The sequence below is a fragment of the Halomonas sp. AOP7-E1-9 genome, from assembly GCF_052376035.1.
Taxonomy (GTDB): Bacteria; Pseudomonadota; Gammaproteobacteria; order Pseudomonadales; family Halomonadaceae; genus Vreelandella; species Vreelandella citrativorans.
In genome coordinates, this window is record NZ_JBQSVC010000016.1 from 16,034 (window position 1) to 29,236 (window position 13,203).

A 13,203-nucleotide genomic window follows, 5' to 3' on the forward strand; every position below is an offset into this window, starting at 1 on the left:
ACTGTTTAAGCCTTGCCAGCCTGCCCCCTATTCGGCATCCGTACTACCAGGCGAGTAACACCTGGGCGCGAGAAAACCCATAATTGTCCTGACTGCCCCTTGGCACGAATCTGCATACTTTGGATACCGACGCTAAAGCCGGCGTCTTGTACTAACGACACATCAAAGCCAATGCCATCGTCTTCAATCGCCAAGAAGAGGTTATGTGTATTTTGGCGCAGGGTAATACGCGCCACTTTTGCTCGGCTATGCTTGATAATGTTGGTAAGTGCTTCTTCCATAATTCGTGCCAGCGCCATGCACCGTTCTTCAGTGGGCGGCTGGTGCCATTGGGTCGGAATACTCCAAATTAAGCGCATGTCCAGTTCATCAAATAATGTACTGTAACGCTGCCTAATAGGGGCTATCCATGGCCCTGGCGCTGATGAGGCAGGCTGTGAAGAGGTAAACGCGTTATCAATAATATGCCGAAGATCGTTACGCAACAGCTTGAGCGTTGCGAGTGCAATTCGATGTATTTTGGTATTATCCAGGGAAGCGCTTTGATGCCTTTCCATACGCGCAATGGCACTTACCAGCGAACTTCCCAAGCCGTCGTGAAGCTCACGCCCTAATCTTAAGCGTTCGTGCAGTTTCGAGTTAGCAATACGCAAACGTTGCTGCTCATTCATTTGCGTTTGTAACGTTTGACGCGCTGCTTCTATTTCACTTTCCAACGCTGTGTTGAATGATGTTAGCCGCCGAATGGTGCGTCGGCTAAACAGCGTCATCACTATTGCCATACATAAAGCGGCAGGTAACGTAGCATAAGGAGCCCAAATGGTGGGTTCTTCGCTCCTGGCAGGGGAGAAAATAAGGGAAAGGTCATGAAGCATAATCGTGACAAAAATAATTAAGGTAATACAAACAATGACACGTTCAGTACGGGGGTTTGCAACGGTAAAGATAATAAACTGGATAAATACACTTAACAGTAGAATAGCAAACAGCAGAAACACGGCCACATCAACAATAGGCCTCAAAGAGGGGCTCGGCACATAGAGTAGCGCCATACTAGCGATTGCGACACATCCCCACAGACTAAATTCCAAGCGCGGTGATCGGCGTTCGGCAAATCTCCATAGCAACATGCAAAAGCAGGCAACATAAAATACAAAGGCAATGTGGCTAATTTTTAATATTGCGAGGGTATTTGGTAATGGCCAAGGGTCCTGTAACTGTAAAACGCCATAAAAAAGCACCCAAGCTAAATTAACAGCGCCATACCAGAAAAACACACTTAGTTGCCGGTTTTTTATCCAAACGACCAAGCTTGCCAAACCAAACGCGAATGAAACAGTAATGCTCATCCAGGGAAAACGCAGTTTGCTCCATAGCCACGCATTATAAAGAGGCATGGCGTCATGGTAAGGCGCAATCACTACACTACCCAGCCCTGCGGGCATACGCTGCGGTATACCTTTTACATAAACATGCAGCGTATTCAGTTTATCGGTATGGCGATCAGCGTCTGTTAATATCCAGTGACGCGGGGTATTGACTCCTTGGGTTAAGGGTTCGCGCAAGGAAACATCACGATGCAATAACTGGCTATTTACATAGACTGCACCGGCGGTATTCAAATAGCTGATCACCAGTGTTAAAGGATCATCCAACCGCCCCCTTTGAAAACAATCCGCTCGAAACGTCACCCGATACAAGGCCCACCCCTGATAATCAGGCCAGCGCTCATACCAGCTAAAGTCGGGTAGGCGAACGTCACTCCATGCATCGTCTGGCGTATGTGTGGGAACGGGTATAGAAGAGACCTTGGCGACTTGGGCGCTAACAATAGCTTCATTACACGAGTGCGGAGCGGCAAATAGCGGTGAAGAAACCAGACTCAATATTACGAGAGTAGCCCCAAGGAACGCGCGATAGTAACTGCAGAAACACGGTTGCATACAGTAAGCTTTTGATAAATATTTTTTATATGGCTTTCGACAGTATACTTGGAAATGCAAAGGTGCTCACTAATTTCCCTATTGCTCATGCCCTCTGACACTAATTGTAAAATACCTATTTGCCGTGAGGTTAGTGACTCATGGCTTTCCGGTGCGGGAATTAAGCCGTTTCCATTATGACTCTCTTTCCCTGCTCCTGGGCTTTCATCAAGGGGCAGGATGTTTTCAATGATACTTCTCGCTAGAAAAGGGTCAATCGGTGCCCCACCGCGCATTACACAGCGAATTGAAAGCATGATTTCCAGGTCATCCCGTTCTTTGAGTAAATAGCCATTGGCGCCTGCTATCAGCGCCCCCAAAATAGCGTCCTGGCTGCTCATTCCCGAAATAACCAAAATTAACATGGCAGGATTATGCTGACGAAAGCGTGAAATTACTTCAATGCCACTGCCATCAGGCAGGCCAAGATCCACAAGCGCTAAAGAGGGAATTTGATCAGAGAGATACTCCAGAGCACTTTTCACACAATCGACATGATCAATAACTGATTCATGATAGCCAATATCGCGCAAAATACGTGCTGAGCGTAAATGCATTTCTGGCTCATCTTCGACCAACAACACCGGCATGGGTAGCAACTGCTCACTGGTTGTCATGACGTGCTATCCTCGGTACGCGGCGGGCAATCTGTCCCCCATTATTGCGTGATTACTTGTTCAATGCATCCCTGAAAACAGTGATTTTGAGCCCAAAATAATGGCGCTGTAGGCGCCCCGCTCACTCTTTATATTGCACGGGCGTTAGCCAGTGCTGAAACGCTTCAAGCTCGCCCCGCACCGCTTGGCGATAGAGGTGCTGTAGCCTGCCCGTGACGCTATCAGAACTGATCGATTCACCCCGCTTCGACGCTCCTGCGCGTCCGCCGATATAACGTCCGTCCAACTCACGCAGCGGGAGTATTTCCGCGGCGGTGCCGGTTAAAAAAGCTTCATTGGCGTTGTAAAGCTCATCGCGGGTGATTCTGCGCTCACGTACCTCAATACCCAGCACCTGTTGCGCTAGCTGAATCACGCTATCCCGCGTAATCCCCTGCAAGCACGGGGTCACTTCGGGCGTGTGCAGTACGCCGTCGCGTAGCAGGAAGACGTTAGCGCGCGCAGTCCGTGGGTAGCGGCTTGGGGCGATATATACGGCCCCAAATCCCACGCGGCCACCATCACATGGGTCGTCAGCTCTTGTGCGCGTAGCCCCAAGCCTTCTGCGTCTAAAAACACGGTAGGTTTCAAGTAGGCATTGCTCAGGCCGTTTTTACGCAGACACCCGCGCTGGGCGGTGATTATTTCCGCTTCGCTAAACGGCAGCGGGATATCCAGCGCACGGGCGCTTTCCACCAAACGGCGCGTGTGTTCTGCCACCCGAAAAAGATGCGTACCGCTAGCGCCAGCGTAGGCGCGTACCCCTTCAAAACAGCCCATGCCGTAATGGAGAGTATGGGTAAACAGATGCACCTTGGCCTCGCGCCATTCGCGCCATTCGCGCCATTCACTGTCCTGCCAAATCCAGCCGTCGCGATCATAAAGCGGTGTCATGCCCGCTCTCCCGTAGTTGGCGCCAGCTATCAATCAACGCCTGCTGGTGCGGCTGCAAAGCCTGGTAGATCCAGGCAACGCTTTAAGCTGGCCGTCATGCGCGCGAAAGCTTCGAGCGCTGGCAAAATAAGCTAATGCCTGAGCCGCCAACGCGAAAGCGGCTGCCGTACGCCGCCGAGTGAGCTCGCTGCCATCAATACAGCCAAGCGGTTGGCCGTGTCTGCCTTCGCTTAGAAGATAAAGCCCTGAAATAGCCGGTACAACATGGTCTGCGTTTTGTGAAAACACATTGGCCCATTGTGACACCAATATAGCTGGTAGCTTACGAGGCGGGCATCAGCAGCATAGTGACCTCACCATCGGACCGATGCATAGCGTGGTGATGGCGCAGCGGTGGCTCAACATCATTCACAAACATGACATGCAGCCGAATGATCAACCCTTTCCAAGAAAGAGAGGTGGCAAGGCCACCTCTTCAGCAGAAACAGCCCGCATATCAAGCGTTAGGCAGTGCCGCGATAACCATGATTTCCACTTTCCACTCAGGCTTGGCAAGCTTGGCTTCAAGCGCGGCGCGAACCGGGGTACGCCCTGCGACTACCCACGCTTCCCATGCCGCGTTCATCTGATCAAACTCGGCCATATCGGTTACCCATACCTGAGCAGAAATCAGGTGCTCTTTTGAGGACCCTGCCTGAGCCAGCAACTCATCAATGCGCGCAAGCACTTGTTCGGTCTGGCCACGCATATCTGCCGTGGCGTCGGCGGGCACTTGGCCTGCTAGATAAACCGTGCCGTTATGAATAGCCACTTGGCTCATACGTGCATTGCTTTCGTAATAAGTAACGCTCATGGAGTCTCTCCGTCATAAGAAATACAGCTGAGATTACCGCGTTTACATTTAAAATGCTTGCCTGCAAATACACCAACTTCTTGCTGCATTCAGGCAAGCGATTTACCTACCCACTGAACCCTACATACCCGATCACGAAAGGCACCGCGGCCAAAAACAGAATAGAGACCATGGCAAGCAACCCGTCTCTGGTTAAGAGCCCGGCCGCGAAGCAGGCGATAGCCGCAGATGCTATTGAACCCGACGTGGGGATGACTTCCATAAACGGCATGAAGGGCGTCACGGCCAGGATAACGGCGAGAGGCAGGTACAACCAGGGCGGCTTGACGAAAAATACCCAGCGCGGTTTGAGAAAACGCTCAACAAAATGCACCGGCTTGCGCAGCCAGTTAATCCCTTTGCAAAGCTTGCTGGTCGACAGATTTCTACGTGATATGAAGCCTGGTAGCCAGAGGCAGTCTCGGCCTAGGATCATCTGTGTGACGAGGATAAACTCGATGGCCGCAACAATCGCGGTGATGCCCGGTATCGAACTTGCCGGAGACGTCGAAATAAGAGCAAACATTAGCATCAGTGATGCAAAGGAGTGTGGGCCGAGTTCGTCCACAAGCGACCCAATCGTTACTTTTTGCCCTTGAACCGAGTGTTCAAGATGATTCAGAACCTCGCTGAGTGCCCGCGTGGTGTGTTCGGCCATTATTGAGCTCCCTGTTCGCTATAAAGCGTGCCAGGCCGTTAATCAAGCACCTGTATCCATGGCATGCAATAGCCGTCTACAACAACGGCGCTGTCACTGTGGAGTGTAGTTTAGGTGGGTGTCATCAAATGTTAGATATCGAGCCAATAGAGGGTGTGAGAAAAGGAGGGTATGAGCAATGTTTGCCAATGCTTCATGGTATTTTTTGGAATGCCAAAACCAAAAAAGGGCCTAGCGATAAACGCTAAGCCCTAAAATTTGGTGCCGGTGGCCAGACTCGAACTGGCACACCCGTAAAGGCGGCGGATTTTGAATCCGCTGCGTCTACCAATTCCGCCACACCGGCAATGGATGCGCATTATACGGAGATAACCCTTGAGGTCAATCACATTGACTGACTTTATCTAGCGAAGGGGGTATCCTATGCCGCCTGTTTGACCACTGTTAAGAGCCAACCCATGCAGCGCGCGGACTTTTATTTCGAGCTACCCGATGAGCTGATTGCTCACTACCCTTCTGAGCAGCGCAGCGACTGCCGTTTGCTGTGCGTGGATGGTCAGATCGGCGCGCTTGAGCATCGCCAGTTTACGGATCTTCTTGAGCGCCTAAACCCGGGCGATTTGCTGGTATTTAACGATACCCGCGTGATCCCCGCCCGTCTACACGGCCATAAAGCCAGCGGCGGCAAGGTAGAGATGCTGCTTGAGCGCCCGCTGGATAGCCATCGGGGCCTGGCGCATATACGCTCGAGCAAATCGCCCAAGCCCGGCACCGAGCTGATTTTTGAAGGTGATATTCACGCCGTGGTGGAAGGCCGCCGCGATGCGCTGTTTGAGCTGCGCTTTTTGGGCGACACGCCAATGATCGCGCTATTAGAGCAGCATGGTCATATGCCGTTGCCGCCCTATATCACGCGGGAAGACGAGCTCAGCGACCGCGAGCGCTATCAAACCGTTTATGCCCGCCGAGATGGTGCCGTGGCCGCTCCCACGGCGGGCCTACATTTCGACCAACCGCTGCTGGATGCCTTGGCTGAAAAAGGCATCAACAGCGCGTTTGTCACTCTGCATGTGGGCGCGGGCACTTTTCAGCCAGTGCGGGTGGACAATATTCTTGAACACCATATGCACAGCGAGTGGATCGAGGTGTCAGAAGCCACCTGCCAGCAGGTACGCGAGGCGCAAGCCGCAGGCAACCGGGTCATTGCCGTCGGCACCACCAGCGTGCGCTGTTTGGAAAGCGCCTGCCAGAAAAGCAGCGATGGGCAGATAGCGCCCTACAGCGGGGATACGGATATTTTCATCTACCCCGGCTACGAGTGGCGCTGTGTGGATGCGTTGATTACCAACTTCCACCTGCCGGAATCGACACTTTTGATGCTGGTATCGGCGTTTGCCGGTTATGACACGATGATGAACGCCTACCGTGAAGCCGTTGCCGAACGCTACGCTTTCTTTAGTTATGGCGATGCGATGCTGCTCACCCGCTAAGCGCCTTTACGTTGCCCTTAGCGTTTTACCGATGATTTTTTGACGAGTTACCACAATGCGAAACGAATGCTTTATGCGCTTTGAGCGCTTGGCCGACGATGGCCGCGCTCGTCGCGGTCGCCTCCACTTCCCCCGTGGCACGGTCGAAACCCCTGCGTTTATGCCGGTGGGCACTTACGGCACGGTAAAAGGCATGACGCCAGACTCCATCAAGGAGATCGGCGCTGAAATCATTCTGGGCAACACCTTCCACCTGTGGTTGCGCCCGGGTACCGAGGTCATTGAAGCCCACGGCGACCTGCACGACTTCGCCCAGTGGGACAAGCCGATCCTCACCGACTCCGGCGGCTTTCAGGTGTTCTCATTAGGCGAGACGCGCAAGATCACCGAGCAGGGCGTGCACTTCCGCTCGCCGGTGGATGGCAGTAAGGTCTTTATGGGGCCGGAAGAGTCCATGGCCGTGCAGCGCTCGCTGGGTTCTGATGTGGTGATGATTTTTGACGAGTGCACGCCCTACCCGGCCACATTTGAAGAAGCCGAGAAATCCATGGAGCTGTCGCTGCGTTGGGCCAAACGCTCACGCGACGCCCACGGTGACTCGCCTTCCGCGCTTTTCGGCATCATTCAGGGCGGCATGCACCCGGAGCTTCGCGAGCGCTCGCTCAAAGGCCTCTTGGAGATCGGCTTTGACGGCCTGGCGATTGGCGGGCTTTCCGTTGGCGAGCCCAAAGAAGAGATGATCAAAGTGCTGGATTACCTGCCCACCTGGATGCCAGACGATAAACCACGCTACCTGATGGGCGTGGGCAAGCCTGAGGACCTGGTGGAAGGCGTGCGCCGGGGCGTCGACATGTTCGACTGCGTCATGCCGACCCGCAACGCACGTAATGGCCACCTGTTTACCGCTGACGGTACAGTCAAGATTCGTAATGCCAAGCATCGCCATGACACCAGCCCCCTTGAAGAGGGTTGTGACTGCTATACCTGCAAGAATTTCTCGCGCGGCTATTTGCACCACCTGGACCGCTGCAATGAAATGCTGGGTTCGATGCTCAATACCATCCATAACTTACGCTACTACCAGCGTGTAATGGCTGATTTGCGCGCGGCAATCGAAGCGGGTACATTGACGACCTTTGTGGAAGGCTTTTATGCTCGGCGCGGCCTGCCGGTGCCTCCCCTGGCCGAATAGTCATCACCCGCTCTGACGGGTGAATCAAGGGCCGCTTATCAACATAATTGTTAATTAGCGCCCCCTCTAACCCTTTCACCCATTAAGGGTCTTAACCCAGGAGTTCTCTGCAATGCTGGATTTCTTCATCTCATCAGCCCATGCCCAGGAAGGGGCAGCTGGCGGTGGCATCGCACAAATCGTTATGTTGGTCGGCTTTGTGCTGATTTTCTATTTCCTGCTGTGGCGCCCCCAAGCTAAACGTGCCAAGCAGCACAAACAGCTGGTCACCAGCTTGGACAAAGGCGATGAAGTCGTGATCGGTGGTGGCCTGGTTGGCCGCGTCACCAAAGTCAGTGATGAGTTCCTGACCCTGGAAGTATCTGAAGGCACCGAAGTCAACGTACAGAAAAACGCCGTTGCTGCCGTGCTGCCGAAGGGCACCATTAAGTCCATCTAACGCTTAAAACACCCCTGCCGATTCAGTGCCAGCCACCCCGGCAGGGGTGCCATGGTAGATACGATGGTAAATTTTGCTGTGCGTGGGGCTCCCCGCACAGCAATTCCGTTTGTAATTGAAGGCAGGGCTTGCATGCTCAACCGTTACCCCCTGTGGAAGTATCTGCTGATACTGGTCGTCCTGGTGGTTGGCCTTATCTATTCGCTTCCCAACTTATTCCCCGAAGATCCCGCTATTCAGCTCAGTAGCGCCCAAGGCGAAACGCTGAATGAGCGCCAAATTGAACGCGTTGAGAACGCACTCGGCGAAAACGGCATCGCTGTTAAAGGCGTCGAAGAAGTTAACGGCCTGTGGCTAATTCGCCTGCGTAACGACAACGACCAGCTCAATGCTCGCGATATTGCCGCCGACCTTTTAGGCAATGACGCAACGGTCGCGCTAAACCTGGCAGAAGCCACGCCGGCCTGGCTGCAAGCATTTTCCGCCTCCCCCATGACACTGGGGCTTGACCTGCGCGGTGGCGTTCACTTCCTTTTGGAAGTGGATATGGAAGCGGCACTCACCCAGCGCCTGGAAGTGAATGCCAGCGCCATGCGCGAGCTGTTGCGTAGCGAGCGTATTCGTTACCGCAATACCGATGTTGAAGGCCGCTCCCTCTCCATCGACTTTGCAAGCACTGAAGACCGCGACAATGCACGCCGTTTGATCAGCCGTGACTTCCCCAACTTTGACTATACCAATGAAGGCAGCGGCCGCTCCTCCAGGCTGGTGATGGCGCTGAGCGATCAGACCATTAACGAAATTCAGGACTACGCCATCAACCAAAACTTGACCACCCTGCGTAACCGGGTGAACGAGTTGGGTGTTGCCGAGCCGATGGTGCAGCGTCAAGGTCCTAACCAGATCGTGGTTGAACTCCCCGGCGTACAGGACACAGTGGCCGCCAAACGGATCGTGGGCGCGACCGCCAACCTTGAGTTCCGCTTGGAAGCTCGTAACGACACGCCGAGCATGGAAACGGAAACTCACGTATTCCGTAATGATGCATCACGCTCTGCCGAGCTAATGCGCGATGTGATCATTACCGGCGACAGCGTTTCCAGCGCCAGTAACAGTTTTGATGAAAACGGTCGTCCGCAGGTAAATATCAACCTGGATGGCACTGGCGGCACGCTGATGAACCGCGCCACGCGCACCAATATTGGTCGCAATATGGCGGTGCTATTTATCGAGCACAAGAGCGAAGATACGGTCGTCATTGACCCTGAGACCGGCGAAGAGACGATTGAGCGTGAGCCTTATGTAGAGCGCGGCCTGATAAGCCTCGCCACCATTCAAAGCGCGCTGGGCAACAGCTTCCGAATCACCGGGCTCGACTCTCCCACTGAAGCTGCCGAACTGTCGCTGCTGCTACGTTCAGGTGCGCTGGCGGCGCCGATCTACTTTGTACAGGAGCGCACTATCGGCCCAAGCCTGGGTGCGGAAAACATTCAGCGCGGCCTGCTCTCTGTTCAGGTGGGCCTACTGCTGCTCGTGCTGTTTATGCTGGCGCGCTATAAAGTGTTTGGCATTTTTGCCAACATTGCGCTCGCCCTTAACCTGACGATTCTGGTCGCGGTCATGTCGATGCTGGGCGCCACGCTCACCCTGCCTGGCATCGCGGGCATCGTGCTAACGCTGGGCATGGCGGTGGATGCCAACGTCCTGATCTTTGAGCGAATACGTGAAGAGTTGCGTAACGGGCTGTCGATTCAGCAGGCCATTCATGCAGGCTATGAGCGTGCCTTTACCTCGATTGTCGATGCCAATATTACCACGCTGTTAGTGGCGATCATTCTGTTCTCGATTGGTACCGGCCCCGTCAAAGGCTTTGCGGTCACGCTGTCTATCGGCATCTTGACGTCCATGTTCACCGCGCTAATGGTGACGCGTGCCCTGGTCAACCTGACCTATGGCAGCCGACCCGTCAAAAAGCTATGGATCTGAAAAACATGGATCTGAAGAACATGGACCTGAACCCCGTGCTCAGCCCCGAATGTAAGAGGTGGCAATGAAACCCCTATCACAACTGCAAATCGACTTTATGGGGCGGCGCAACATTGCGTTTATCGCCTCGGCAGTGATGCTCATCGTGTCGATTGGCGCCCTGCTCTTCCAACAGCTCAACCTGGGGCTCGACTTCACTGGCGGCACGCTGGTGGAAGTTCGTTACGGTGCCGCACCCTCGCTGGATGCCATTCGCCTTCTGCTGGTGGAAAGCGGCTTCCAGGACGTTTCGGTGCAAACGTTTGGCGCATCAACCGAGGTGCTTATTCGCCTGCAACAGGCCTTTGATCCTGACGTGGGCAGCGACGTTGTCAACCTGCTGAGTGCCAGTGGCGACAGCGTTACTCTGGTGCGCGCTGAGTTTGTTGGCGCCCAGGTGGGCGACCAACTGCGCGATCAAAGTGGCCTTGGCCTACTGGTCGCGCTCGGCGTGGTCATGCTGTATGTCGCTTTTCGCTTCCAGTACAAGTTTGCCATCGGCGCACTGTTGGCGCTGCTTCACGATGTGATTATCGTTGTGGGCGTGTTCGCACTCTTTCATCTTGAGTTCGACCTGACCGTGCTGGCGGCGATTCTGGCGGTTATCGGCTACTCGTTGAACGACACGATCGTCGTCTATGACCGTATTCGTGAGAACATCCGCACGTCACGTATCGACGATATGGCGCAGATCATCAACGAAGCCATCAACGCCACGCTATCGCGCACGCTGGCAACCTCCGGCACGACCATACTGGTACTGATTGCACTGTTAATCCTCGGTGGCGATATGATCGAGAACTTCGCTATCGCCTTGCTGATCGGCATTGGCGTCGGCACGTTCTCCTCTATTTACATCTCGGGCGCGCTGCTTATACCGCTCAAGCTTTCGCGTGAGGACTTAATCCCCACCAAAAAAGAGCTTGATGAAGAGGAAGAAGAGCTGCCGTAACAAGCCGTTCTGGTATAACGCAAAAAGGCTCTGCCGGATTAACCCGACAGAGCCTTTTTAGTAAGTGGCTGGCAACCTGGAACGCCTACCACTCAACATTCACAGCGTGCTGCTCACTACCCACCATTCACTTCTAACGGTCCGTTTCCAACCATTCATTTTTTTACTGCCAGCCCATCAAAAATGCGGCGCCAGCTGTTTGATCAACGCCTTGTAAAGACGTGGGCCTGCGGCCATCAGTTGGCCTTCTACCTTAACGCTCGGCTGGCCATCGGGTGTGCCCATTAGCGCGCCGGCTTCTTTCAAAAACAGTGAGCCCACCTGCATATCCTGCTCTTCCATACCCAGCACAAAGGCGCTGTCCACTCGGCCGCTTGCCAGCTCACACATGTCCAGCAGGCCACAGCCCGTCGCGACAAGGGTTTCTACCTGAGGTGCAAGCTGCTGGGTAACGGTAAGAAATGCCGGCAAGTTGCCAGGGCGCAGCCACGCTTCGGGCAGGCTCATGGCCAAACGCGTACCGGTAATCGCGGTGGGTTTACTAACCCGCATACGCTTGCCATTGTGTTGAGCGCCACGACCACGGCTAGCGATATATTCATCATCGCCAAACGGTGAGATCACCACCGCGTGTTCCGGGCGCCCTTTAACCAGACACACCACTGAGAGAGCAAAGCCTTTACCCGCTACCGCTAAATTAGAGTAGCCATGAATGGGTTCGATCTTCCAAACGGTCTCACTACCTTCGCCTTCACCCGCTTTATGCGAGGTGTAACGACCCACATAGCCATGCTGGGGGTAGCCACGCTCCAACTGGTGGATAATGGTCGCCTCGGCCTTGCGCGCCGCGTCTTCAAGCAGACGGTCAAGATTGGATTCTTCATGAGCGTTTTCGATACGCTCACGAACACGTTGAAACTGTTCAACTGCGCTGCGCGCTGCGCGCAACGTAAATTGGACCATCGGATTCATGATCGGGCCTTGTCACAGTGATGTTAAAGAACGTTAGGCGAAGGAATAATTGCCTATGGCGCGCAATTCTAGCAGACCCCTCTCGGGCACGCTATCGACTCGTGCTAAACTGCTCGTTTTCCGCGTTTGTTCGCTATGTTCAGTATCAAGCCCTGTTCTTCATCAAGCCCTGTTCACATTTATCGAGCCCTATCATTATGCTTGAGCGCATTCGTATCGTTTTAATCGGCACCAGCCATCCAGGCAACATCGGCGGCGTTGCTCGCGCCATGCACAACATGGGTCTGGCCGATTTGGCGCTGGTGGCTCCGCGCTGCGAGATCATTACTCAGGACAGCATTTCGCGCGCCTCCGGTGCGGATCATCTTCTGCATCAGGCCAGCGTACATGCAACGCTTGAAGACGCCGTTGCCGACTGCACGCTGGCCGTTGGCGCGAGCGCGCGCTCGCGCACCCTGCCCTGGCCCATGCTGACGCCGCGCGAACTGGCAGACCGTCTACCCGGTGAATGTCAGGCATCAACATCACGCGTCGCACTGGTCTTTGGCCGGGAAGATAGCGGCCTGACCAACGCCGAACTGCAGCGCTGCCACGCCCATGTCCACATCCCCACCAATGCTGACTTTAGCTCGCTGAATCTAGCCGCCGCCGTTCAGGTACTTGCCTACGAGAGCCGCATGGCCTGGTTAAGCCAGCAGGACGTAGCGCCCACGCCTGATACTGATGATGAGCTAGTGCCCCACGAAGAGCTGGAGCGTTATTTCGAGCACCTGGAGCGCACACTGATTACCATTGAGTTTCATGACCCGGCCCAACCTCGTCAGCTGATGGCGCGGCTACGTAGGCTCTATTTGCGCGCCCGCCCCGAAAAAATGGAGATGAACATTTTACGCGGCATTTTAACCGCAACGGAAAAATCAGCAGACAAACAGTAACCGGCATCCGCAAACCTGGGGTGGGGCATAACTTGAAGTTACGCACCCGCGCCCCAACCTCGCTATCCTGCTAACGATGAACGATGCGTTACGTCATCCGCGATGCCTTAAATGAC

The 13,203-nt window shown here is 54.4% G+C and carries 11 protein-coding genes, 1 tRNA gene and 2 pseudogenes; 6 read left to right on the forward strand and 8 right to left on the reverse strand.

The window, feature by feature from the left end:
• Nucleotides 1–5 precede the first annotated feature (5 nt).
• The 7 genes and pseudogenes from ACT3R4_RS10520 to ACT3R4_RS10550 all read right to left on the reverse strand — a co-directional run bounded on the left by ACT3R4_RS10520 (nucleotide 6) and on the right by ACT3R4_RS10550 (nucleotide 5,428).
• Complete coding sequence (locus ACT3R4_RS10520; protein WP_441679017.1) at nucleotides 6–1,886, reverse strand: sensor histidine kinase; 1,881 nt, start codon at nucleotides 1,884–1,886, stop codon at nucleotides 6–8.
• A 2-nt stretch (nucleotides 1,887–1,888) separates the two neighbouring features.
• On the reverse strand, nucleotides 1,889–2,599 hold the full coding sequence (locus tag ACT3R4_RS10525; RefSeq protein WP_441679015.1) for a LuxR C-terminal-related transcriptional regulator: 711 nt from the start codon (nucleotides 2,597–2,599) through the stop codon (nucleotides 1,889–1,891).
• Between the two features lie 121 nt (nucleotides 2,600–2,720).
• Nucleotides 2,721–3,532: pseudogene (locus tag ACT3R4_RS10530) on the reverse strand (aminotransferase class IV).
• A gap of 129 nt (nucleotides 3,533–3,661) precedes the next feature.
• Nucleotides 3,662–4,027, reverse strand: a pseudogene (locus ACT3R4_RS10535) (ornithine cyclodeaminase family protein); the annotation flags it as partial.
• A 1-nt stretch (nucleotide 4,028) separates the two neighbouring features.
• Entirely contained in the window at nucleotides 4,029–4,385 is a 357-nt protein-coding gene (locus ACT3R4_RS10540) for a RidA family protein (protein ID WP_441679013.1), read from the reverse strand.
• A gap of 106 nt (nucleotides 4,386–4,491) precedes the next feature.
• On the reverse strand, nucleotides 4,492–5,082 hold the full coding sequence (locus tag ACT3R4_RS10545; RefSeq protein ID WP_441679011.1) for an exopolysaccharide biosynthesis protein: 591 nt from the start codon (nucleotides 5,080–5,082) through the stop codon (nucleotides 4,492–4,494).
• Between the two features lie 259 nt (nucleotides 5,083–5,341).
• A tRNA-Leu gene (locus tag ACT3R4_RS10550) sits at nucleotides 5,342–5,428 on the reverse strand.
• Nucleotides 5,429–5,540: 112 nt separating this feature from the next.
• Between ACT3R4_RS10550 and queA the strand changes: the two genes are divergently transcribed.
• The 5 genes from queA (at nucleotide 5,541) to secF (ending at nucleotide 11,180) form a co-directional block, all read left to right on the forward strand.
• Nucleotides 5,541–6,572, forward strand: coding sequence for a tRNA preQ1(34) S-adenosylmethionine ribosyltransferase-isomerase QueA (gene queA / locus ACT3R4_RS10555; RefSeq protein ID WP_441679009.1), 1,032 nt, complete (start codon nucleotides 5,541–5,543; stop codon nucleotides 6,570–6,572).
• 73 nt (nucleotides 6,573–6,645) lie between these two features.
• Nucleotides 6,646–7,764, forward strand: coding sequence for a tRNA guanosine(34) transglycosylase Tgt (gene tgt / locus ACT3R4_RS10560; RefSeq protein WP_441679024.1), 1,119 nt, complete (start codon nucleotides 6,646–6,648; stop codon nucleotides 7,762–7,764).
• A 112-nt stretch (nucleotides 7,765–7,876) separates the two neighbouring features.
• Entirely contained in the window at nucleotides 7,877–8,203 is a 327-nt protein-coding gene (yajC, locus tag ACT3R4_RS10565; protein WP_193055290.1) for a preprotein translocase subunit YajC, read from the forward strand.
• A 132-nt stretch (nucleotides 8,204–8,335) separates the two neighbouring features.
• A complete protein-coding gene (gene secD / locus ACT3R4_RS10570) occupies nucleotides 8,336–10,189 on the forward strand; it encodes a protein translocase subunit SecD (protein ID WP_087106568.1) in 1,854 nt (617 codons plus the stop codon).
• Nucleotides 10,190–10,253: 64 nt separating this feature from the next.
• A complete protein-coding gene (secF, locus tag ACT3R4_RS10575; protein WP_441679007.1) occupies nucleotides 10,254–11,180 on the forward strand; it encodes a protein translocase subunit SecF in 927 nt (308 codons plus the stop codon).
• Nucleotides 11,181–11,357: 177 nt separating this feature from the next.
• On the opposite strand, the gene ACT3R4_RS10580 is transcribed toward secF, so the two are convergent.
• Complete coding sequence (locus ACT3R4_RS10580; protein ID WP_441679005.1) at nucleotides 11,358–12,152, reverse strand: inositol monophosphatase family protein; 795 nt, start codon at nucleotides 12,150–12,152, stop codon at nucleotides 11,358–11,360.
• 197 nt (nucleotides 12,153–12,349) lie between these two features.
• Between ACT3R4_RS10580 and trmJ the strand changes: the two genes are divergently transcribed.
• Nucleotides 12,350–13,087 carry a tRNA (cytosine(32)/uridine(32)-2'-O)-methyltransferase TrmJ gene (gene trmJ, locus ACT3R4_RS10585; protein ID WP_441679003.1) on the forward strand — a complete coding sequence of 246 codons (738 nt, stop codon included), beginning with the start codon at nucleotides 12,350–12,352 and terminating at the stop codon, nucleotides 13,085–13,087.
• The last annotated feature ends 116 nt before the right edge of the window (nucleotides 13,088–13,203 follow it).